The sequence below is a fragment of the Aquabacterium humicola genome, assembly GCF_030167915.1.
Classification (GTDB): Bacteria; Pseudomonadota; Gammaproteobacteria; order Burkholderiales; family Burkholderiaceae_C; genus Pseudaquabacterium; species Pseudaquabacterium humicola.
The window spans coordinates 292,733-315,121 of record NZ_JARGNB010000003.1 but is presented as its reverse complement, the minus strand read 5'-3'; the positions used below and the strand labels follow the sequence as shown (position 1 = coordinate 315,121).

Annotated in this window: 16 protein-coding genes; 6 read left to right on the top strand and 10 right to left on the bottom strand. The window is 73.1% G+C overall.

Going from position 1 to position 22,389, the window contains the following annotated elements:
- Positions 1-18: 18 nt before the first annotated feature.
- Genes P1K89_RS17515 through ssuE form a run of 3 tightly spaced genes read right to left on the bottom strand, consistent with a single transcriptional unit; the run spans position 19 to position 2,529 of the window.
- On the bottom strand, positions 19-1,014 hold the full coding sequence (locus P1K89_RS17515) for an aliphatic sulfonate ABC transporter substrate-binding protein (protein ID WP_284617769.1): 996 nt from the start codon (positions 1,012-1,014) through the stop codon (positions 19-21).
- A 7-nt stretch (positions 1,015-1,021) separates the two neighbouring features.
- Positions 1,022-1,984 carry a sulfonate ABC transporter substrate-binding protein gene (locus P1K89_RS17510; protein ID WP_284617768.1) on the bottom strand — a complete coding sequence of 321 codons (963 nt, stop codon included), beginning with the start codon at positions 1,982-1,984 and terminating at the stop codon, positions 1,022-1,024.
- On the bottom strand, positions 1,984-2,529 hold the full coding sequence (gene ssuE, locus P1K89_RS17505; protein WP_284617767.1) for an NADPH-dependent FMN reductase: 546 nt from the start codon (positions 2,527-2,529) through the stop codon (positions 1,984-1,986). Before ssuE ends, P1K89_RS17510 begins: the two co-directional genes overlap by 1 nt.
- Positions 2,530-2,735: 206 nt before the next feature.
- Between ssuE and P1K89_RS17500 the strand changes: the two genes are divergently transcribed.
- Positions 2,736-4,112, top strand: a complete 1,377-nt coding sequence (locus tag P1K89_RS17500) for a Gfo/Idh/MocA family protein (RefSeq protein WP_284617766.1) — start codon at positions 2,736-2,738, stop codon at positions 4,110-4,112.
- Between the two features lie 38 nt (positions 4,113-4,150).
- The gene (locus tag P1K89_RS17495) at positions 4,151-5,263 is read left to right on the top strand and encodes a serine hydrolase domain-containing protein (protein ID WP_284617765.1); all 1,113 of its coding nucleotides are present in this window, start codon (positions 4,151-4,153) and stop codon (positions 5,261-5,263) included.
- A 31-nt stretch (positions 5,264-5,294) separates the two neighbouring features.
- Here the strand turns inward: P1K89_RS17495 and P1K89_RS17490 are convergent, their stop codons facing one another.
- Complete coding sequence (locus P1K89_RS17490) at positions 5,295-5,798, bottom strand: hypothetical protein (protein WP_284617764.1); 504 nt, start codon at positions 5,796-5,798, stop codon at positions 5,295-5,297.
- Positions 5,799-6,081: 283 nt separating this feature from the next.
- Between P1K89_RS17490 and P1K89_RS17485 the strand changes: the two genes are divergently transcribed.
- The 4 genes from P1K89_RS17485 to P1K89_RS17470 all read left to right on the top strand — a co-directional run bounded on the left by P1K89_RS17485 (position 6,082) and on the right by P1K89_RS17470 (position 10,887).
- On the top strand, positions 6,082-7,746 hold the full coding sequence (locus P1K89_RS17485) for a protein kinase family protein (RefSeq protein ID WP_284617763.1): 1,665 nt from the start codon (positions 6,082-6,084) through the stop codon (positions 7,744-7,746).
- A gap of 138 nt (positions 7,747-7,884) precedes the next feature.
- A complete protein-coding gene (locus P1K89_RS17480) occupies positions 7,885-9,909 on the top strand; it encodes a delta-60 repeat domain-containing protein (RefSeq protein ID WP_284617762.1) in 2,025 nt (674 codons plus the stop codon).
- A 254-nt stretch (positions 9,910-10,163) separates the two neighbouring features.
- Entirely contained in the window at positions 10,164-10,436 is a 273-nt protein-coding gene (locus tag P1K89_RS17475; RefSeq protein ID WP_284617761.1) for a hypothetical protein, read from the top strand.
- A 10-nt stretch (positions 10,437-10,446) separates the two neighbouring features.
- Positions 10,447-10,887 (top strand): hypothetical protein, encoded by a 441-nt coding sequence (locus P1K89_RS17470; protein WP_284617760.1) that lies wholly within the window; start codon positions 10,447-10,449, stop codon positions 10,885-10,887.
- A gap of 45 nt (positions 10,888-10,932) precedes the next feature.
- Here the strand turns inward: P1K89_RS17470 and P1K89_RS17465 are convergent, their stop codons facing one another.
- From P1K89_RS17465 to P1K89_RS17440, 6 genes are all read right to left on the bottom strand, one after another.
- Positions 10,933-11,625, bottom strand: coding sequence for a hypothetical protein (locus P1K89_RS17465; RefSeq protein ID WP_284617759.1), 693 nt, complete (start codon positions 11,623-11,625; stop codon positions 10,933-10,935).
- A 38-nt stretch (positions 11,626-11,663) separates the two neighbouring features.
- Positions 11,664-15,029: a choice-of-anchor L domain-containing protein gene (locus P1K89_RS17460; protein ID WP_284617758.1), complete on the bottom strand. Its 3,366-nt coding sequence runs from the start codon at positions 15,027-15,029 to the stop codon at positions 11,664-11,666.
- A 98-nt stretch (positions 15,030-15,127) separates the two neighbouring features.
- Positions 15,128-16,501 (bottom strand): sensor histidine kinase, encoded by a 1,374-nt coding sequence (locus tag P1K89_RS17455; RefSeq protein WP_284617757.1) that lies wholly within the window; start codon positions 16,499-16,501, stop codon positions 15,128-15,130.
- Positions 16,498-17,160 (bottom strand): response regulator transcription factor, encoded by a 663-nt coding sequence (locus tag P1K89_RS17450; RefSeq protein ID WP_284617756.1) that lies wholly within the window; start codon positions 17,158-17,160, stop codon positions 16,498-16,500. The genes P1K89_RS17455 and P1K89_RS17450 overlap by 4 nt, the downstream gene beginning before the upstream one ends.
- 106 nt (positions 17,161-17,266) lie before the next feature.
- Entirely contained in the window at positions 17,267-18,658 is a 1,392-nt protein-coding gene (locus P1K89_RS17445) for a TAXI family TRAP transporter solute-binding subunit (protein ID WP_284617755.1), read from the bottom strand.
- A 17-nt stretch (positions 18,659-18,675) separates the two neighbouring features.
- The gene (locus P1K89_RS17440; RefSeq protein WP_284617754.1) at positions 18,676-22,353 is read right to left on the bottom strand and encodes a DUF748 domain-containing protein; all 3,678 of its coding nucleotides are present in this window, start codon (positions 22,351-22,353) and stop codon (positions 18,676-18,678) included.
- Positions 22,354-22,389 lie beyond the last annotated feature (36 nt).

Below are 22,389 nucleotides of genomic sequence, written 5' to 3'. Positions count from 1 at the left end.
TGTTCGTTGGAATGCTTTTCAGCGCGCGGCCTGCGCGAGGCGCGCGCGCGGCTGCCACACCGCGTCGGCGACGCGGATCGGCTTCGGGATCAGCCCGAGCTGCGCGAAGGTATCGGCCACCTGCTGCTGCGCGGCGACCATCTGCGGCGTCAGCGGCCCGACCGGCGAGGGCTGGCGGCGCTCGAGCACGCGGTGCACCGTCGCCAGGCTCAGGCTCGCGAAGTCGGCGAAGCGCTGCGCCGCCTCCTTGCGGTGGGCCTGCACGAAGGCATCGGTCTCGCTCAGCGCGGCGAAGAGCTTCTTCACCACGTCCTCGCGTTCGGCGAAGGCCCGCGACGCGAGGTAGAAGCTGTTGTTGCCGGTCAGCCCGCGGCTGGTGGCGAGCACGCGCACGTTGCCAGCGATCTCGGCGGCCGCGTAATACGGGTCCCAGATCGCCCAGGCGTCGACCGCGCCCTTCTCGAAGGCGGCGCGTGCATCGGCCGGCGGCAGGTAGACCGGCTGCACATCGCTCCACTGCAGCCCGGCCTTCTTCACCGCCTGCACCGCGAGGAAGTGCGCGCTGGAGCCCTTCTGCGCGGCGATGCGCCTTCCCTTCAGGTCGGCCAGGGTCTTCAGCGGGCTGTCGGGCCCCACCAGCACCGCGGAGCTGTCGGGCTTCGGCGGCTCGGCGCCGATGTAGACGACGTCCTTGCCGGCGGCCTGCGCGAACACCGGCGGCGAGTCGCCGACCGCGCCGACATCGACGCTGCCGACCGCCAGCGCCTCCAGCAGCTGCGGGCCGGCCGGGAACTCGACCCACTTCACCGCGGTGCCGGGCAGGTGCTTGTCGAGCAGCTGCAGGCTCTTCAGCAGCGCGAGGTTGATCGAGCCTTTCTGGAAGCCCACACGCAAGGTCGGCAGCTCGGGCAGGGCGGCTTGCTGCGCCTGCGCGAGGCCGGCCCCACTGCCGATCGCGGCCGCACCGAGCAGCAGCGCCTCGCGGCGGGTAATGCGGAAGCTGATGTCGCTCATCGCCGCCTCACTTCGTGGCCTGCGCCGTCACCGCCGCACCCGGCAGCGCATCGGCGATGCGGATCGGCTTCGGGATCAGCTTCAGCTCGTGGAAGGCGTCGGCGATCTTCTGCTGCTCGGCGCCCACGGCCGCGGTGACCGGCACGACGCCGAACTGGTAGCGCTTCAGGCTCAGCTCGACCACCTCGACCTCCAGCCCCTGCAGCGGCGCGATCAGCGCGGCGGCCTGCGCGAGGTGGGCCTTCAGCCAGGCCGCGCGCTCGACGCTGTCGTCGAACAGCGCCTGCACCACCTGGGGCCGCTTCGCGGCATAGGTGCGCTCGGCGAGGTAGTAGGCGTAGTTGTTCACCAGGCCGCGGCCGTCGGCCAGGATGCGCGCCTGGCTCTGCTTCTGCACCGCGGCGAGGAACGGGTCCCAGATGACCCAGGCGTCGACCGCGCCCTTCTCGAACGCGGCGCGCGCATCGGCCGGCGGCAGGAACACCGGCGTGATGTCCCCGTACTTCAGCCCCGCCTTCTCCAGCGCGCGCAGCAGCAGGTAGTGCACGTTGCTGCCCTTGTTCAGCGCGACCTTGCGGCCCTTCAGCTCGGCCACCGACTTCAGCGGCGAGTCCTTCGGCACGACGATGGCCTCGGCCTCCGGCGCGGCCGGGTCGTTGCCGATGTAGACGAAGTTCGCGCCGGCGGCCTGCGCGAAGATCGGCGGCGCCTCGCCGACGAAGCCGACGTCGACCGCGCCGACATTGAGGCCTTCGAGCAGTTGCGGGCCGGCAGGGAACTCGACCCACTTGACGGCGACGTTCTGCGCCGCGAGCCGCTTCTCCAGCGTGCCCTGCGCCTTCTGCAGCGCCAGCAGGCTGGCCGACTTCTGGTAGCCGATGCGCAGCAGCTCGCTGCCTTGCGCGGCGACGATCGAGGTGGTGGCCAGCAGCGCGGCGGCGGCGAGCCAGGATTTCAGCGAAGCAGTCATCAGGCGGGTTCCAGGGCGAGGGGGGAAGGGGTGGGAAGCAGGCCGTGCAACGCGCGCTGCAGGCGTTGATCGAGCTCGGAGGCCAGCCGGTACTGGCCGCTCACATCGAGAGGCAGCAGGCTGTCCAGCACGTAGACCGCATCGCCGATGTGGCGCGCACCGAGCGCGGCGAGCACCGGCTTCAGCGCATAGTCCAGCGCCAGCAGGTGGCCCGGCGAGCCGCCGGTGGCGATCGGCAGCACGCGCTTGTCGCGCAGCGCGTCCGGCGGCAGCAGGTCGAGGAAGGTCTTCAGCAGGCCGCTGTAGGCCGCCTTGTAGATCGGCGTCGCCACCAGCAGCAGGTCGGCCGCCAGCACCTGCTCGATGGCGGCGGCCAGCGCCGGATGGCGGGCATCGGCGTGCAGCAGCGCCTCGGCGGGCAGCTCGCGCAGCACGATGTGATGCGACGTGCGGGAGGGGCGGCTCAGGGCCGCGGCAGCGCGCTGCAGCAGCCAGCTGGAACGCGAGTGCGCAGACGGGCTGCCGGCGAGGGTGACGAGGTGCATGGCGGGCGTTCGCGGATCGGGAGTGGCTTCACGATACGCAGCGCCTGCAGCGGGGGGAACGAAGCGAATCGCGGCTGCTCATGCGGCCGGACGGCGTATCGATATGCGCCGATCGAGGACCGCCGATGCCCGATCGCGCCGTCGTCCTACAGACAACCGCCGAACACGCGCGCACGCTGCCGCGAGGAGACCCAGGCCACCGATCGATGTCGCTGCGAGAGTTCATCTCCACCCGCACGCTCGTGCGCACGCTGTCCGCGCTGCGCAACACGGTCGTCTACAGCTGGTCGGAGGTCGCCGAGCGCCTCGGGCTCGCCGAGGACCTGTACGAGAACCCGCTGCACCGCGAGCTGGCGCGGCCGGTGAGCGTTCTGCTGATTGGCGCCGGCCACCGCGGCTCGATCTATGCCGACTACGCGACGAAGAGCCCGCGCGAGATGCAGGTGGCGGCCATCGCCGAGCCGAACCCGCGCCGCCGCGAGCACCTGGGTGACCTGCACCGGGTGCCGGCGGAACGCCGCTTCCACAGCTGGGAAGAAGCGCTGCGCCAGCCGCGCCTGGCCGACGCGGTGATCATCGCGACGCCCGACCAGCAGCACACCGCGCCCTGCCTGCAGGCGATGGGCCAGGGCTACCACGTGCTGCTGGAAAAGCCGATCGCGCCCACCGAATCGGAGTGCCGCGCGATCCTGGCGGCCGCGCAGGCCAAGCGGCGCATCGTCGGCGTCTGCCACGTGCTGCGCTACACGCCGTACTTCCGCGAGCTGAAGGCGCTGATCGACGCCGGCATGATCGGCCAGATCGTCAGCGTGCAGCACCTCGAGCCGATCGAGCACGTGCACATGAGCCACTCGTACGTGCGCGGCAAGTGGCGCAGCAGCCGCTCGGCCACGCCGATCATCCTGGCCAAGAGCTGCCACGACACCGACATCATCCGCTGGCTGGTGAACGCGCACGCCGACAACGTGCACTGCTTCGGCAACCTGAAGTGGTTCACCAACGCCAACGCGCCGCCCGGCAGCACCGAACGCTGCACCGACGGCTGCGCGGTCGAGGCGACCTGCCCGTATTCGGCGCTGCAGATCTACTACCGCGACCGCAAGCGCCTGTACGTCTTCGACCTGCCGCCGAAGGAGCGCGACTGGGACCCGATCATCCTGCAGGCGCTGAAGGAGACCGACTACGGCCGCTGCGTCTACCGCATGGACAACGACCAGCCCGACCACCTGACGGTGAACATCCTGTTCCGCAACGGGGTCACCGCCGGCTTCTCGATGGAGGCGCTGGTGTCCTACGAGGGCCGGCACACCCGCATCATGGGTTCGATGGGCGACATCGTCGGCAACATGGAGACGTTCACGCTGACCACCTTCAAGGGCGGCACGCGCCGCACCTGGAGCATGAAGACCGATGCCCACGGCGGTGGCGACCACCGGCTGGTGCAGGACTGGGTGCAGGCGGTGGGCCAGCGCAACCCGGCGCTGCTGTCGTCGTCGATCGAGGACTCGGTCGAGAGCCACCTGATGGCCTTCGCCGCCGAACGCAGCCGGCTGAGCCGCACGATCGAGGACGTGCGGCTGTAGCGCTGCTCGTGTCGTGCGGGCAGGGCATCATCGGGCCGATGAACGATGCCCTCGCCCACGCGATCGAGCTCGCGCAAGCGCATGAAACGCCGTGGCCGCGCGACCCGTTCGCCGCACCGGCGCCCGGCCAGCAGCCCTGGGGCGTGCACCACGACGACCCGCCGCCGTACAACCGGCTGTTCGGGCCGGTGCATGCGCGCGGGCCGCAATCGGGCGTGCTGCTGCAGCACGGCCGCGAGCTCGCCGCCTGGGGCGAACCCGAGCGCGCGGATCTGACCTTCAGCGTCGCCAAGACGTACCTCGCGCTGATCGCCGGCATCGCCGACGCGCGCGGCCTGCTGGTGCTCGACCAGCCGGTGCACCAGGCCCTGCCCGGCATCGGCTTCGACGACAACGCGCACAACCGCGCGGTCACGTGGCGCCAGCTGCTGACGCAGACCAGCGAATGGGAAGGCACCTGCTTCGGCCTGCCCGACACGGTGGACCGCTGGCGCCAGGTGGCGCAGGATCCGCGGCCGGCCGGCGGGCCGAAGGGCGGGGCTCGCCCGCTGCAGGCGCCCGGCACGTACTGGGAATACAACGACGTGCGCATCAACCAGCTGTCGCTGGCGCTGCTGCACCTGCTGCGCGAGCCGCTGCCCGCGCTCTTCCTGGAGGCGCTGCTGCGGCCGCTCGGCGGTGGCGAGGGCTTCGCGTGGCGCGGTTACGACGCGTCCTGGGCCGAGGTGCCGGGCCTGGGCCGCGTGGCCTCGGTGCCGGGTGGCGCGCACTGGGGCGGCGGCGTGTCGATCAGCGCGCGCGACCAGGCGCGCATCGGCCAGCACCTTCTGGACGTGCTGGCCGGACGCACTGGCGGTCGCACTGACGGTCGCACGGTGGGGCCGGTGAGGCGCGAATGGATCGCCGCGATGGCCGAACCGTGTCCGGTCGCGCCGTTCTACGGCCGCCTGGTGTGGCTGAACCGCGGCGGGCGGGCCTTCCCCGGTGCGTCGGACGACGCGATGATGATGCTCGGCGCCGGCGGCCACACGGTGTGGGTCGATCCGGCGCTGGACGCGGTGGTGGTGCTGCGCTGGCTCGACCCGGCGTGGTCGGGCGCGGTCACCGCGGCGATCGGCGCGGCGCTGCGCGGCGAGGCCGCCACGCGATAGCGCCGCGCGGCAGCGCCGCGCTGGCCGCTCATCATTGCTGATAGAAGTAGTAGCAGCCGATCAGCGTCTTCGGCCCGCGGCCACCGTTCTCGGTCATCGTCAGCGCGGTGCGGCGCTCGCCGAGCTTCATCTCGCAGGCCCAGGCGCCCTCGCTCTTCTCGCATTTCATCGGCCGGCCGATCGCCGCTTCCATCGCGCGCTGGGCGGTGGCGGCATCGGCGTTCACCTCGACCGAGAAGCCCAGCGCCATGCCCACGCTCTGCGGATAGACCACCACGCCGGGCAGCCCGAAGACGGTGAAGGCCTGGCGCGGCTTCCAGGCCGGCGAGCGCGGCTCCTGCTCGAAGCGCGGCAGGAACCAGTCGCGGAAACGCGCCGCCACCGCGTTGTCCTGCTTCCAGTCGAGCCAGGACTGCTGGCAGGCGGCCAGCTGCTCCAGCGGCGCGTCGTCGGCCGCTTCGGCGGACGGGGCGGCCACCAGCAGCGCGGCAGCGCCCACGAGCAGCAGCGACGGAATGAAGGGCAGGGTGCGCATGGCAGGGGTGCAGCGGGTGCGGTGGCGGTCGAAGCACGCAGTCTGCGACGCGCCCGTTGCAGGCCGGTCTCGACGGCCCGCGCACCGCGTTTCGTTCGTTGCCGCGGCCTTTGTCGCAAGCGGAGGTAAGCCGCCTTCGGCCGCTGCCCGGGGGCGCCGCGGCGCCGGCACAACATCGGCTAACAGGGCCGGCGGCCGCTGGGCTAGCGTGCCGCGCCATGGGCATCCCTTTCCCACAAAGACGCGACGATGACGCGCCGATGATCCGCCGACGACGTTGCCGATGAAGGCCTCCGATCCCGCGACCCACCCGCTCGACGGCGTTGCGCCGCCCGGCCATCGCCTCGCCAGCTTCGAGCTGCAGCGGGTGGCGCACCGCGATGCCGACCATGTCGTGTACCAGGCCTGGGACCATGCGCTGCGCATCCCGGTGGCGGTCAAGGAATACCTGCCATCGGCGCTCGCGCGACGGCGCGACGACGGGCAGGTCGAGCCGCTGCCGGACCGCCCACCGGCCGACTTCCGGCGCGGCCTCGATGCCTTCATCGACGAAGCACGGCTGCTGGCGCGCTGCGACCACCCGTCGCTGGTCCGCGTGCACCAGCTGCTGCGCCTGCACGGCACCGCGTACTGGGTGATGCCGTGGTTCGCCGGCCGCACGTGGCGCCAGGCCCGGCACGACCGCAGCACGCCGCCCGACGAGGCCACGCTGCGCCGGCTGCTGACGGCGCTGCTGGGTGCGCTGGAGGCCTTCCAGCGCCTCGGCGGCGTGCACGGCGGCGTCAACCCGTCGCGAATCCTGCTGGGCGACGACGGCCGGGTGCTGCTGCTCGGGCCGACGTTGCGGCGGCCCGATGCCGGCGCGACCCGGCTTGTGGACCCGCGGCCGGCCGAGCCGGGCTTCCTGGCACCGGAGCTGCTGCAGCCCTCGGCCGAGCGCCGCACCGGGCCGTGGACGGACTTCTTCGCGCTGTCGCGCACGCTGCGGTTCATGCTCACCGGCCTGCTGCCGCCGCCCGACGGCACGGCGCCGGAACCGCTGGCGGCCACCATCGAGCAGCTGTACTTCGACCTGCCGCAGCTGCGCTACGGCGAACGGCTGCTGCAGGCGCTGGACGCCGCCGGCTCGCCGGAGATCGACGAGCGGCCGCAGACGGTCGCCGAATTCCGGCAATGGCTCGCGCAGGGCGTGAAGCCGCCGTCGATGCGGCCGGCGCCGGCCGCGGCCGACGTCCCGCCACCCGACGCCCCGGCCATCCCCGGGCCACCCGCGCCCGCCGCGGGACCCATGGCGACCGCCGCGGCACCGGTGGCGACCGCCGCGGACGAAGAGGCCGTCGACCCGGCCACCGTCGATCTGATCCGGCGCGTGCTCGAGTCGATCCCGGAGCGCGACGAGCCGGCCGCGGCGGTCACACAGGCCGCGGCACCGGCGCTGGACCTGCCCGATCCGCCGCTGCCGGCGCCCCCCCGGCGCCAAGTCACCGGCGCGCGCGTGCTGGCGGGTATCGCGCTCGCCGGTGTGGCGGCGGCGCTGGCCTGGTCGTGGCGCCCGCCATCGACGCCGCCGGCGTCGCAGCCGGTGGCATCGGCTGCGCCCGCGGCGCCGACGCCGACCACCGCCGCGCCCGTGGTCGCAGCCGCGCCCGCGCCCGAACCCGCGCCGGCCCCGAGCCCGCCACCGCCCGCCGCCACGGTCGCCCCGGCCGCGCCGGCTGTGGCCACGACGCCGCCCCCCGCCACGCCGCCGGCCCCAGCCCCCGTCGCGCGGGCCGGCGCAGCGGTCGAGCCGCCGCCGCCCGCCCGCAAGGCGACCGGCCCGCGGCAGTCGTGCGGCGGGCGCAGCGACTTCGCGCTGTACCGCTGCATGCAGCAGCAGTGCGCGAAGGCGCGCTGGCAGGCGCACCCGCAGTGCGTGCGCCTGCGGGCGACGGACCGGGTCGGCTGACGCGCGCACCGGCCGCGCGCGCCCGCGCAGCGCCGGTGCGGGGCATGGCCCACCGCCGACGGGCCATGGCCCGTTCGGGCGATGCCGGCGGCAAGCCGGCTTCCTAGAGTGCCTGGCATCGTCACCGAGGACTTTCCGATGCACTCCCGACTTGCCCGATGGGCCATCACCACGCTGCTGGCCGCCGCCTTGTCCGCCTGCGGCGGCGGCGATGACAGCGCCGCGCCCGCGGTCGCCACCCCTGCCACCACCCTTGCCGCCACCCCTGCCGTGGCCCAGGCCGCGGCGACCGCACTGGCCGCCGCCGGCGGCGAACGCCGCCAGGCGCTGGCGGCCGCCCAGGCCTCCGCGAGCCTGACGGTGCACGACCCGCTGGCCGCGGCCAACCAGCTGATGGACTTCGCCGAGTCCAGCTTCCCGCAGCACTTCCCGGGGCATGCGGCCACCGGGTCGCTGGCGCCGTTCGCCTACCGCCACTACCCGGCCACCGGCGTCTACCTGGGTGTCGTCACCGACGACGGCCCCTATGTGCGCAACGGCGTCTACGTGATGGGCGGCGCCTTCGGCAACGACCCGGTGCACGTCGGCGCGCTGACCGACTTCATCGTGCCGACGGCCGCCGGTGCGCGCAGCACGCCGGCCGCCGACAAGCTGCAGGTCGTGCAGGGCAGCCACACGACGCTGCGAGTGAACGTCGAGCGCTTGAACGGCTTCGCCGGCCCGGTGCAGCTGTCGCTGTCGGGCCTGCCGGCCGGCGTCAGCGCGGCGCCGGTCACGGTGGCCGCCGGCGCGCCCTTCGCCGAATTCACCATCGCCGCGCAGGCCGCCGCGCCGCACACCTTGCCGACCACCGTGCAGCTGAACGCCAGTGCCGCCTTCGGTGCCCGCACCGCCGTCGCCACCGGCCCCCTGACGCTCACCGTGCGCGGCGTGCCGGGGGCGATCGACACCTCCTTCGGCGGCGGCGCGCAGGTCACGCAGGTCGCCACCAGCGAGGACTATGCGCATGCCGTCGCGGTGCAGGCCGACGGCAAGGTGCTGACCGCGGGCACCACCGCGATCAGCGCCGGCACCGTGGTCGCGCTGACCCGCCACGGGCGTGACGGCGGGCTCGACCCGGCCTTCGGCAACGGCGGCAAGGTCGTCACCCAGGTCGGCGCGCGCGGCGACAGCGCCCGGGCGATCGCCGTGCAGGCCGATGGCAAGATCGTCGTCGCCGGCTGGACCGACGCCACCGGTGTCGATGCCAATTTCCTGGTGCTGCGCTACCGCGCCGACGGCACGCTGGACCCGGCCTTCGCAGATGGCGGCCGCTTCATCCTGCCGATCGGCGCCGGCAACGGCACCGACCGGGCCTTCGCGGTCGCGATCCAGGACGACGGCAAGATCGTCGTGGGCGGCACCACGCTGACCAGCACCAGCATCACCGGCCAGGACTTCGCGCTGATCCGCCTGAACACCGACGGCACGCTGGACAGCGGCTTCGGCCAGGGCGGCAAGGTGGTGACGCCGATGACGGCCAACAGCGGCGGCGACATCGTCTACGCGCTGGCGCTGCCGGTGATCGACGGCCAGCAGCGCATCCTCGCGGTCGGCGGCGAAGGCGACTTCCATGCCGCGCGCTACCTGCCGAACGGCACGCTCGATGCCAGCTTCGGCAACGGCGGCAAGGTGGTGGGCCTGTTCGGCCGCAACATCGGCGCCGCGCGGTCGGTCGCGCTGCTGCCCGGCGGGCGCATGGTGCTGGCCGGCGGCATCTACAACGACTTCGCCGCCGCACAGCTGACGGCTGCGGGCACGCTCGATCCGAGCTTCGGCCAGGGCGGCCTCGTCACGGTGGCTGTGAACCCGACGAACTGGGACAACGCGACCGCGGTGGTGCGCCAGGCCGACGGCAAGCTGCTGCTCGGCGGCTGGAGCTACCGCGACAACAGCTCGGCCGGCGACTTCGTCGCGGTGCGCCTGCTGCCGGGCGGTGCACTCGATGCGCTCTTCGGCGAAGGTGGCATCGCGATCCGTCCGGTGGCCGCCGGCACCAAGGCCGACAGCGCACGTGGCCTGGTGCTGCAGAGCGACGACCGCGTGCCCACGGTGCGCGCGATCCTGGGCGGCGAAGTGAGCGGCAGCAACAACGACTTCGGGCTGCTGCGCCTGTGGCTGTGATGCCGCGCTGACCCGTGGCAGGCGCCCGCTGCTGCAGCGGGCCTTGCATGGGCGCAGAGGCGAGTGGAATCGGTCCTTGCGGACGGCCGCCGCGTCGCGGCGGCTCCCGCAGGCGCAGCACTATCGCACCCGTCACCCATTCGCCTCTGTGGGGCAGCGCACACGCCGGATCTCAATTTCATTCGCCGCGATCCTAGGGGTATGCATCTGCGTTGAATGCGCCCACCGTGAGTTCTCCATAACAGGGGAATGCCATGGGAATCAGATGGGCGAGCGGTCCCGCCTTCATGGAAGCAGGCCATGAAGCACGCTGGTGGGTCTCGGGCTTTCATTCCGATCCGACCGGGGTGCTGGTGGGCGTCGAACCCGCCAACACCTCGTCGTTCGGCACCATCTCGTCCAGGGACCAGGGCAGCCAGCAGCCCAGCATCGGCGAGGCCTCGAACGGACCCGATCCGTACGCGCGCTTCTTCCTGACAGCCACGGCCTATCAGAACACGTCGTTCTACATCCTCGGCCATGAATGAGGAGCCGGCCATGAAACTCGCCGTCTACGCGGATTCCACGGGACACATCGCCGGACTTGCGGTGTGCCGCATCACCTACAGCAGCGATCCCGCGAATCCCAGAGAGATCTCGATGCGTGCCGAACCGCTCGACAAGCGCGGCAGGAACGGCAGCAGCTTCAGGACCCACCTGGTGGACATGCCCCCTCATCTGGCGCAGAGGTCCGATGACGAATTGGGCGAGACGCTGCAGGAGATCCACAAGACGATGCGCCTGGATCTGACACGGGCCATCCCGTCGCTGCTGGCCTGCGGCGAACCGATCGTTCCCGCGCACCACGACCCCGCGACCAGCCGCGTCGAGCAGGAGAACCAGCAGTTGCGCCGGACCGTCGTCGAGCAGGCGCTCGAACTTCAACGCCTGAGGGAGGGGGCTGCACCGATGCGGCCCCCGTGCTCGACCACGCGCTGACGAAAGCAGGCCATCGCGCGGCAGGTGCCGGATCTCCGGGCTTGCTCAGGGCAGCGTGCAGGTCCCGCTGCCGCCGTCGCGCACGTAGTAGTCGACGGAGAGGCTGCCGTTGGCCGCGGAGATCACGTTGAGGCCGGCGCGCAGGAAGACCGGGGTGTGCGGCCGGCTCGCGCTGAGTTGCGTCAGCGGCGTGCCGTTGACCGACACGTTGAGCAGGAAGCCGCCGTTGTCGAAGAGGTGCACGTAGGGCTGCGCGAGACCGGTGGCGCCGTTGAGCGCGCAGCCGGGCGTGACCGTGGCGTACGACTTGCCGCTGGCGGCGTATTCGAGCGTGCCGTCGGCGCTGAACCAGTTGCCCGAGGTATCGGGTGTGGCGCAGAAGCCGGCCGGGACGGTGAAGCGATAGCTGTCGGCCGTCTTGCGGCTCGGCGCGACCACGACCAGGTGCGAGCCGTCGGACAGCCAGACGGTCGCCGAGGGACTCTCGGTGGTGACGGTGCCGACGGGCGCGCCGTCGAGCGACACGCTGGCGGTCGCGCCGCGCTTCGGATTGAAGAGCCCGGCTTCGACGGCCGGCGTGCGCAAGCCGGTGGTGGGATGGGCGGTGCACGACACCGCGGTCGACGCATAGGTCTTGCCGCTGGTGCCGATCTGGACGCTGGTCTGGGCGGCGGCGCCGACGGCGAGAACCGACGGCAGCGCGGCCGCGGCGAGCAGCAGGGGAGTGGAAAGTCGCATGGGGGTGCCTCTCAGGATTGCGGGGTCAGGCGTTCAAATCACGATCCGACGCCGAAGTCGGTCCAGTCGATCGCCGGGACGCCGACCAGCGTCGCGAAGGCCACCGCGGCCGTCGCGCCGCTGCCATCGGCGTCATAGGACAGCGTGCCCTGCAGCGGGTCGTAGACGAGGTACTGGGTCGGCGTGGTCGCCGCGCTGCCGAACGCCAGGTTGTCGGGCGTGACCTGCTGCGGGCCTGCGAACCGGCTGAAGATCGCCGGGGCCAGCACGATGGTGTCGACACCGTGCTGGAAACCGACGATGCGGTCCAGGTTCTGGGCCGCCTGCAAGGCGGTGTCGAAGACATGGCGGTCGGCGCCGGTGCCGCCCATCAGCGTGTCGTTGCCGAGGCCGCCGGACAGCGTGTCGTTGCCGGCGCCGCCGATCAGGTTGTCGTCGCCCGCCTGGCCGAGCAGCACGTCGGCGCCGCGGTCGCCGCTGAGCACGTCGTTCCAGGGGCTGCCGACCAGCGTGTCGGCCTTCGCTCCGCCGGTGAGCGTGAGGCCCGCGCCCAGCACCTCGCTGCCGACCTGTTCGGGCGTGCCCATCGCGTCGACGTAGCTCGCGACCACGGTGATGCCCTTGCCGGCCTCGGCCGCGGTCAGCGTGAAGGTCGGTCCGGTGGCCAGTTCCACGCCGTCCGCCAGCCAGTGGTAGGTCACCGCGGCCGCGGCCATGCCGTCGTCGTCGGCCAGCGTGTGCTGCGCCTGCAGCGCGCGCCCGGCCACCGCCGCGCCCTGGATCGTCACGCTGCCGGTCGGCGCATCGTTGACGTTGGCGACCACCTGCGCTGCGCTGACGAAGTCGGTCGTGCCGCCCTGGCTGTCGGTCGTGGTGGCAAGCACCCGCAGCTGGTGGCCGACGTAGCTCTGGTCGGCGGGAATGGCCAGGCTGGCGGCGTGCGCGCCGGCGATGTCGGTCCAGCCGCCGGCGCCGTCGATCTGCCACTGGAAGCTCGCGCCGAAGCTGCCGTCGGCGTCGCTGATGCCGGCGGTGCTGGCGAAGAGGGTGGCCCCTTCCTGCACGGTGCCGCCGATCGCCAGTGCGCCGGTCGCCTCGTGGTCGCCGGGCAGCACGATGAGCAGCTGCGTCGCGTCGAGCAGGCCGCCCTGGCCATCGCTCACCTGGTAGCTCAGCTCGATCGGGCCGGCGTATCCGGCCGGCGGTTCGATCGTGAAGTGGCCGTCGCCGTGGTCGGTCACGCTGCCCTGGTCGGTGCCCAGGCCGGTGACGGACAGCGCATCGCCGTCGGCGTCGCTGAAGCCGGCCAGCAGCGTCGCGGCGGCGAGGTCGTAGCCGGTGTCCTGCAGCGCGGGCGGCAGCTCGGCGCTGGCGCTGCCGGTCGGCGCCTGGTTGACGTGCAGGCTCAGGTCGGCCAGCGTCGTCGACAGGCCGCCGTTGAGGATGTCGGCCCACACGGCCTCGATGTCGGCGACCGTCGTGGCCTCGAAGATGTTCCAGTTGCGGTCCTGGATCTCGGCCACCACCGGATCGTCGGCCGGCAGGCCGAGGATGGCGGCAATCTGATCGAGGTCCGTCAGGTCGAGCGTCGCACCGGCCTGGCCGGCGAAGACCACCGCCTGCGCCGTCGCTAGGGCCGTCTGGTCGCCGGACAGCGACGCCAGCACCGCCACCTGCACGGCCAGCTTCTCGACCGCGAACGCGGCGGCGTCGAGCGGCGGCACGTCGGGCGGGCCGGACTGCAGCGCCTCCCAAGCGTCGTGGTGCTTCAGGTCGATCGGCGGATCGATGCCCAGCACCTGGTTGATGGTCTGCGCCGCCAGGTTGGGCGAGACGCCGAGCGTGATCGCCTGCGCCAGCAGCGTCGTCAGCGGGTTCATCACGCTGGCGCCGGCCGGGGTGGCCAGCACGATGAGCTCGACGCTGAAGTCGCCGTCGTCCGACGACACGAAGGCCTTGCCCTCGCTCAGCGCCTGCTCCGCATGGCCCTTGCCGTCGATGAACGAGGCGCCGGCGCGCAGCATCAGCCCGTCGTCGGCGGCGCCGACCACGTAGCTGCTCTGGTCGGCACCGGCGATGGGCGTCCAGGTGGCGCCGTCGTCGGCCGACGACGCCCATTGCCAGGTCACCGCACCGGCCACGCCGTCCGCATCGCTCACGGTGGCGCTCAGCGTCTTGCCCGCGGCGGCGATGCCGGTGACGAAGACCGTGCCGGGCGTATTGGCCGGCGGCGTCACGCCCGGATCGGTGACCGGCAGCAAGCTGCCGTCCGCGGCGATGCCGAACAGGCCGTCGCTGAACTTGGCCTGCTCCATGTTCAGCAGCGTGTCGATGCCGTCGCTGCCGCCGGGGCCGGCGCTGACGCTGAAGCCACCGCCGGCCGGCGCGACCGTGTAATCCGCGCTGCTGCCGGCGTAGCAGGCCGTGTCGATGCCGCTGCCGCCATCGAGCAGGTCATTGCCGGCGTCGCCTTCGAGCTGGTCGTTGCCGCTGCCGCCGTAGACCTGGTCGTCGCCGGCGCCGGCCACGACGATGTCGTCCCCGCCGCCCGCATAGGCCGTGTCGTTGCCGGCCTTCAGGTCGAAGTACTCGTCCTGCGCACTGCCGGACACGCTGTTGTCGCCGTCGTCGCAGCCGGTGCCCGGATTGACGACACCGGAGCCCGGGATGTTGCCGGCCGTCAGGTTGGCGATGAACAGGCCGCTGTCGTAGATGTGGTCGCCGGTGTCGGCGATGCCGATCTTCAGGTGGTTGACGACGCCGCCCGGCAGGATCGGCGCGACGATCTTCAGCACGTGGCTGACGCCGTCGTACTCGATCGGCAGCGCGGTCGCCGGGTTCTCGTTGTCCTGGAAGTAGCCGGCGGCGAGGTTCGAGCCGATCACGCTCAGCGGGTGCATCGGGTCGTGGTTGAACAGCGCGACGTTGACGCCGTTGACCAGCACCACCGCGGCGTCGACGAACTGGTCGACCCACTCGGGATACTCGTCGGACCCGAACACCAGGTCGAAGCTGATCGACGTCGCGGACAGGTCGGTGACGGTGAAGTCGAAGGACAGGGTCGTGGCGTCGAAGGACTGCGTCTTGAACACCGCGTTGACGACCGCGTCGATGTCGGCATCGCCGTTGTAGAAGGTGCCCGGGCCGCCGCTGTTGTCCTGCCCGAACCAGGGCATCGTGTTGGCGGTTCCGGGCGTGGTGCCCGAGGTCAGCAGCAGCCCGGCGCCGATGCCCAGCGCGGCGAGCGAGCCGTCGTAGAAGTTGACGCTGCCGCCGGCACCGTCGCCCGCGTGCACGAGCACGATCGACGCGGCATCGATGGCCAGTCCTGCGCTCGGCGACAGCGCGGCGACGAGGGCGGTATCACCCGCTCCGTTTCCGGTATAGGGTGTGAAAGTGGCCATGATCATCCTCCTGGCGGTGCGGTGAGTGCCAGGTACGGGGTTCTACGCATCGAACATAAATCGAGGCTTAACAATGCAAGCCCCAGCGCGGCCCTCGGTTATCCCGGCAGGTGCGCCGACACCTCCAGGCCGCCCAGCGCCGCGGAGCGCCGGAAGGCCAGCTGGCCGCCCGCGGCCTCGACGATGTCGCGGGCGATGGCCAGCCCCAGGCCGTGGCCCGGCACGGACTCGTCGGCGCGCTGCCCGCGTGCGCCGAGCGAGGCCAGCAGCTCGTCGGCACAGCCCGGCCCGTCGTCGGCGACGACCAGGTCCAGGCCGTGCTGCAGCCGCAGCTCGATCACGACGCGGCGCGCAGCCCACTTGCAGGCGTTGTCCGCCAGCGTGCCGATCAGCTCGAGCAGGTCCTCCCGTTCGAACGGCAGCACGCCGGCGGGGGCGTGCCATTCGATCACCGGCGCCTTGTCGCGGTGGATGCGGCCGAGCAGCTCGACCAGCGCGGGCATCTCGGCGCGCGGATCGAAGCGGGTGCCGGCGCGCTGGTCGCCCGCCAGGCGGGCGCGCTTGAGCTCGCGCTCGATGCGCGTGCGGATCGCGTCGGCCTGCTGCCGCATCTGCCGCTGCAGGTCGGCATGGGGCGCCAGGCGCTCGTCGTCGAGCAGGCGGAACAGCCCGGCCAGCGGCGTCTTCAGCGCATGCGACAGGTTGCCGATCGACGTGCGGGACTGGCGCAGGCGCGTCTCGACGAACGCCATCAGCCGGTTGATCTCGTCGATCAGCGGCTGGATCTCCGCCGGCGCGCCCTCCAGCGCCACCGGCTCGCCGCCGGCCGGCAGCTTCAGGATGGCGTCGCGCACCGACTCGATCGGCGCCAGCGCGCGGCGTATCTCGCGGGCCTGCAGCAGCAGCGCGGCGAGCAGCACCCCCAGCGACGCGCTGAAGAACAGCAGGCGGAACTCCCGCAGCTGGTGGCGCAGCGCCGTGAGGTCCTCGGCCACCGCCAGCGCCACGGGCCGGCCGGCGACGTCGATGCGCCGCGTCAGCACCAGCAGCGGCTGGCCGCGCGGCCCGTCGATGCGGTCGACCGCGTCGCGATCGGCGGGCGGCGGCTCGAACGGCGGCACCTCGCCGAACGATGCCGAACGAAGCAGCTGCGCGCCAGTGCGCAGCACGAAGTAGTGGCCGGAAAACGGCTGCTCGTAGACCACGCCCGCCCGCCGCGCATCGACCTGCAGCGCGCCCTGCGCGTCGACCGACAGCGTGGTGACCAGCGAATCGGCGTCGTGCTGCAGCCGCGTGGCCATCTCGCTCTCGCCGACGTGCACGATCATGCGGTCGGCAATCAACCATTGCGCCGCGAAGCCGCCCAGCAGCACCAGCACGATGCGCCCGAGGCGGCGGCGCAGCGAGACCGCGGGCCGCGGACCCTCCCGGCGCGCCGTGGGAAGCGCGCCAACGACAACCGGCGAGTTCATGGCTCCCCGTCGAACACGTAGCCCTGGCCGCGGCGCGTCCTGATCAGGTCCTTGCCGAGCTTGCGCCGCAGCCGGTTGATGTACACCTCGATCACGTTGCTGTCCGGGTCGGCGTCGAGCTCGTAGAGGTGTTCGCCGAGCCAGGCCTTGGACAGCACCTTGCCGGGCTGGTGCATGAAGCAGCGCAGCAGCCGGAACTCGAGGGCGGTCAGCGGCTCGACACGCGCGCCGTCGATGATCGCGCTCTGGTGCTCCTCGTCGAGCTCGACGCCGCAGCTGCCCAGGCGCGGGTGGCGCGCCGCGCCGCGCCGCAGCAGCGCCGCGACGCGGGCCGCGAGCTCCTCGAAGTGGAAGGGCTTGCCGAGGTAGTCGTCCGCGCCGGCCTTCAGCCCTTCGACGCGCTCGTGCCACTGGTCGCGCGCGGTCAGCGCGATCACCGGCAGGACCTGGCCGGCAGCGCGCCAACGCCGCAGCACCTCCAGGCCGGGCAGCCCGGGCAGGCCAAGGTCGAGCACCGCGGCGTCGTAGCGTTCGGTGGCACCCAGGAACTCGCCCTGTTCGCCGTCCGCGGCGGTGTCGACGGCATAGCCCAGGCGCTCCAGGTCGCGTTTCAGCGTCGAGCGCAGCAGGTCGTCGTCCTCCACCAGCAGCAGGCGCATGCATCGATTCTGGCCAGCGCCTGCGGCCGGCGCTTGACGGATGTCAGTCGCCGCGCGGCCCCCGGCCAGGCCGACGCGCGGCCGCTGCACGCGGCGTCACGCGGCGTCACGCCGACGGCGGACGATCACCTTCGGCCGAGACCGGCGCCTGCTGTTGCAGCCGCGCGCGCACCGCCTCGATGTGGCTGCGCAGCGCATACAGCTCGTCGGCATGGCTCAGCGGCACGGCCACCTGCCCGACATGGCGCTCGATCTCGTCCAGCTCGGCCAGCAGGTCCTCGGTGCGGCGCTGTCCCCGCGCGTGCTCGACGTCGCGCAGCCGGCCGTACCAGCGGAAGACGCGCGAGCGCACGCGGAACTCGTACATCGGCGGCACGATGCGCGACAGCGGGATCAGCACCGCGCCGATGGCCAGCAGCACGACCCACATGCGGTCGGCCAGGTTGGCCAGCCAGAACGGCAGGTAGCGCTGCAGCCAGGGCACGCCGTTGCGGTAGATGCGCTGGGCTTCGGCCGCGACGGGGCGCTCGTTGTTGGCCGCGTTCGGGAACTCGCCCTTGCGCTGGAACCAGCCGGCGCCGCCGTGCACGCGCTGCGCCGCCTGCACGAACAGCTGCATCAGCGCCGGGTGCAGCGATTCGCGCGCCACCAGCGTCGCGGTGGGCGCGACCAGGCGCACATCGGCCGGCGGCTGGTCGCGGGCCAGGTCGATCACGCCGCGCGGCAGCACCACCGGGCTCATGAACGCGAAGCGGCGGGCATAGGCTTCGGACTGCGCGAAATCGAGCAGGCGGATGCCGGGCGTGGCCAGCAGCATCTGCACCATCGACGACTCGGGGGCCGAGCACAGCACCAGCGCATCGAGCCGGCCCTCGAGCAGGTCCACCACGGCCGGCGTGGTCGACTGGCGCGACAGCGCGATCGTGGCCGGGTCGATGCGGTTCGCCTCCAGCAGCAGCTGCACCAGCGGGGGCACGCCGCTGCCGGGTGCGCCGATGTTGAGCTTCCAGCCGGCCAGCTGCGTCAGGTGGCTGATCGACGGCGCGCGCGCCAGGCGCCGCGCCGAATCCTCGCGGTAGAACAGCCACACCGGTTCGTAGAACAGGCTGCCCAGCGAGACCAGGCCCGCGTCGGCATCGCGCGCGGCGTCGCCCGCCGGGTCGGCGCCGCCCTGCACGAAGGCGATGTCGACGCCGGAGCGTGCATCGCGCAGCAGCGCCAGGTTCTCGGCCGCGCCCTGCGTCGGCCGCAGCTCGACGGTGATGCCGTGCCCCGCCAGCCAGGCGGCGTAACGCTGGCCGAATTCCGCGTAGGCGCCCTGCGCGATGCCGGTGGCCAGCACGACGCGGCGCGGCGGCTGCGGCTGCAGCACCAGGTAGGCCGCGACCAGCAGCGCCGCGCCGAGCAGCAGCAGCGGGCCGGCCGCCAGCAGCAGGTCGCGCCAGTGCGACAGCGCGCCGGGAATCGCGGCCGGCAGGCCACGGATGCCAACGCGCAAAGTGCTCGGCCTCGGTGTCATCGGGATGGCGCGCTGGCTGCGGCACCGGCCGCGGCACCGGCGCCCGGCAGGCTGGCCGCGGCCGGCGGTGGTGTCGCCCCGGCGCGTGGGCCGGCGGCCAGGCCCAGCGGCAGCGAGACGACCCGGCCGTCGCCGCTGCCGGCCTGGGCCTCGGCCGTGCCGAGCTGCAGGCGTTCGGCCGCCACGCCGCGGCCCGCCAGCTCGGCGCGGATCGCCGCCGCGCGCGCTTCGGCCAGCCGGCGCAGCGCGGCGTCGTCGACCACCTGCGCGGCCAGCAGCCGCTGCAGCAGCAGCGCTGGCAGATCGGCACCGCGCAGGCGCTCGGCCTCCTCGGGCGACAGCGGCGGCGGCGCGGTCTTCAGCAGGTTGCCCAGGCGGGACAGCACCTGCGCGCCGGCGCCGGCCGGTGGCGGCGCCGGGTTGGCCTGCGCGTGGCGCTGCTGCAGCGCCTGCAGTTCGGCGGCGCCGAAACGCTGCGCGAACAGCTTCTCCAGCGCCGCGCGCGTGGCCGGCTCGGCGGTGCTCACCGGACCGGGGTCCTCGCCCTCGGCGAGCGCGCGGCCGGCGGCCTGCGCCAGCGCGCGCCGCAGCGCCAGCTCGCGCAGCGCCTGCGCATCGGCCTGGGCGTCGAAACGCGGCTGCACCGTCAGCGCCAGCCCGGGCCGCTTGGCCAGCCCACCGGCCAGGCGCTGCAGCTTCTCGCGCTCCGGCGGCAGCAGCTCGCTGCGCCCGACGTCGAAGCCGATGGCCTCGGGCGCCTGCTCACCACCGCCGAACAGCGCCCCCAGCGCGCGGAAAGGCGCCGTCACCAGCTTCGTCAGCAGGCCGAGGATCGCCTTGCCGATCAGCGCGCCATAACTGAACTTCGGATCGTCCAGGCTGCCCGAGACCGGCAGCCCGAGGTCGATGCGGCCGTCGGCGTCCTCCAGGATCGCGATGGCGAGCTCCAGCGGCAGGTTGCTCGCGTCCGGGCTCTCCACGCGCTCGCCGAGCGTCAGCTTGTCCATCACGATGCGGTTCTCGCCGGCGAGCTGGCGGCGGTCGAGCTTGTACTGCAGGTCGAGCGACAGCTTGCCCGAGGCGATGCGCCGCCCGGCGAAGGTGGCCGAATAGGGGGTCAGGTTGGCCATCTCGACGTTGCGGAAGACCACCGTCAGGTCGGTGTAGGCGGTGGGGTCGAACAGCCGGATCTGCCCGGCGGCACGCGCCAGGCCGAACTCGTCGACGCGGCCGTCGAGCTCGACCTGCGCCGGCGCCGGCCCCTGGTTGTTCAGCCCGACCAGCTGGCCCTGCAGCTGGTGGATGCGGGTGCCGAAGGGCAGGGCCAGCGAGAGGTCGGCGAAGTCGACGCTGCCGCCGGCGACGCGGATGCGATCGATCGCGATGCCATAACGAGAATGTGACGCGGCCGAGGGTGGTGCGGCCGCCGCGCCACCGGGCACTGACGCGGCCGGCGCCGGTGCCGAGGCGGCCGGCGCCTTTGTCGCGGGCTTCATCACCTGCGCGACGTTGACGCTGCGGTCCTTGGCGATGATCAGCTTCGCGCCCAGGCCGTCGATCCGCAGCTCGCCGATGCGCAGGCCCTGCGGACCGAGCGCGAGCGTGTCGCTGTGCAGCCGCTCCCAGCCGACCAGGCGTTCGCCGGCCTCGTCCAGCCGCAGCGCGGCGACGTCGAAGCGGCCGTCATAGCGCCAGCGGGACGGATCGACGCGCAGCCGGCCGCGTGTCGACGCGCGCCCGCTGGCCAGTGTCAGCGTGGTGGCCTGCGCGACATAGGGCTGCAGCGGGGTCAGCGCGAGGTCCTGCAGCGTCAATTGCAGGTCGGCCGAGGGCGCGCCGGGCACGAGGCGGCCGCGGGCCTCGAAGCGGCCGCCCGGCGGGGTGCCGGGGCGGCCGGCGCCGTCGATGCGTAACTGCAGCGCCACCGGCACCGCGGCGGCGAGGTCCTCGCTGAGCGCCTGCGCCTCGGCCTGCAGGTCGCGGATCGCCAGCGCGACGGCCGGCTGCACGCCGTGGTCGGTGAGGCCGATGCCGGCGTCCTGCACCTGCAGCTTGTCCAGGCGGAAGCGCCAGGGCGCTTCGGCGGCCTCGGCGGCCTCGGCGGCTTCGGCGGACGCCGGCCCGGCCGCGAGCGCCGCGGTGCGCCGCCAGCGTTCGGCCAGCGCGATGCGGCCGTCGCGGCCGCGCGCAACCTGCACACGCGCGCCGCGCAGGGTCAGCGCGCCGGCCAGCACCCGGCGCTCGTGCAGCGACAGGCTGGCGCCGTCGAGCGCGGCCGAGGCGAGTTCCAGCCAGGGGGGCGCATCGGCAGCGTCGCGCAGCCGCAGTCCGGTGAGCTGCGCGCTCAGGCCCTCGACGTCGAGCGTCGGTGCCGCTGCGCTGCCGACGCGCGCGTTCAGGCGCAGGCCGACCTGCGCGGCGTCCAGCACCACCTCCAGCGGCGTCGCGAAGCCGCGATCGGTGAACTGCACGCCGAGGCCGCGCAGGTCGACCTGGCCGAGCCGCAATTGCCAGGGCGGCGCGGCCGGCGACGCGGCAGCCGGCACCGAGGCGGCGGTCGCCGGGGTCGCCGGGGCCGCCCGGGCCGCCGGCACCGAGGCCGCCGAAGCAGCCGCGGCAGCCGATGCCGCCGCTGCGGGCGCCGGTGCTTGCGCCCGCAGCCAGTCCTGCACGTCGAACCGGCCGTCGGCCGCCCGCACGAGCGCCAGGCGGCCGGGACCGATCTCCACCTGCTCGAAGCCGGCCTCGCGCTTGCCGAGGTCGAGCCGTCCGCCGCGCAGCACCACCGCGTCCAGCGCCAGCGTCGGCTCGGCGGCCCCGGCACCGCGCAGGGCCAGCTTCGTCAGGCGCGCCTCGACGCGTTCCAGCGCCAGCTCGGTGCGGCCCTGGGCATAACGCGCGTTGTACGCGAGCCGCAGCGCCGCTTCGCCCTGCGGCGGGGCCATCTGCAGGCGGCCGCGCAGGTAGGGCCACAGGCGGTCGAGCAGCAGCGTGTCGAGCGTGAGCTCGCCGCTGGCGGCGACCGGGTTCAGGCCGAAGCTGCCGCGCCAGCGCAGCTCGGCGCCCAGGCCCGTGCGCACCGACAGCGTGTGGTCGCCGCGGTCCTCCGGCAAGGTCGACAGCCGATGCAGCTCCAGCGCCAGCGCGTCGGCGCGCGTGCGGAAGCCGCCGCCGACCTGGCGGTCCTCGAAGTCCACCGCGCCGCCCGTGATGGCCAGGCGCCGCACCAGCAGTCGCGGCGGCGCCGCCTCGGGCGGCGCGGGCGGTGCCGCCGGATCGGACCAGGCCTGCGCGAAGTCCAGCCAGTTCAGCCGGCCGTCGGGTCGCAGCTCGACGCTGACCACCGGCGCATCGATGGTCAGTTCATCGAACGTCCAGGCGCGGCGCAGCAGGCCGGTGGCATCGAGGTCCAAGGTCAAGGCGCCCAGCGCCAGCAGCGGCCGGCCGCCGGGCTCGCGCAGCGCCACGTCCTGCAGCGTGGCGGACAGGCGCAGCGGATGCAGCCGCGCCTGGCCGATCGCCAGCTGGTAGCCGCCGTGCTGCGCCACCTGGCGCGGCAGCGCCCACCTGACGAGCGGGTCGAAGACCAGCCAGGCGAACAGCAGCCACGCCACGAACAGGCCTGCCAGCACCGTGGCGCTGACGGCCATCGCACGTGGGACGCGAAGCTTCATCGGAGCACGGCAGGCAACTGAGGATCGCCTTGATCC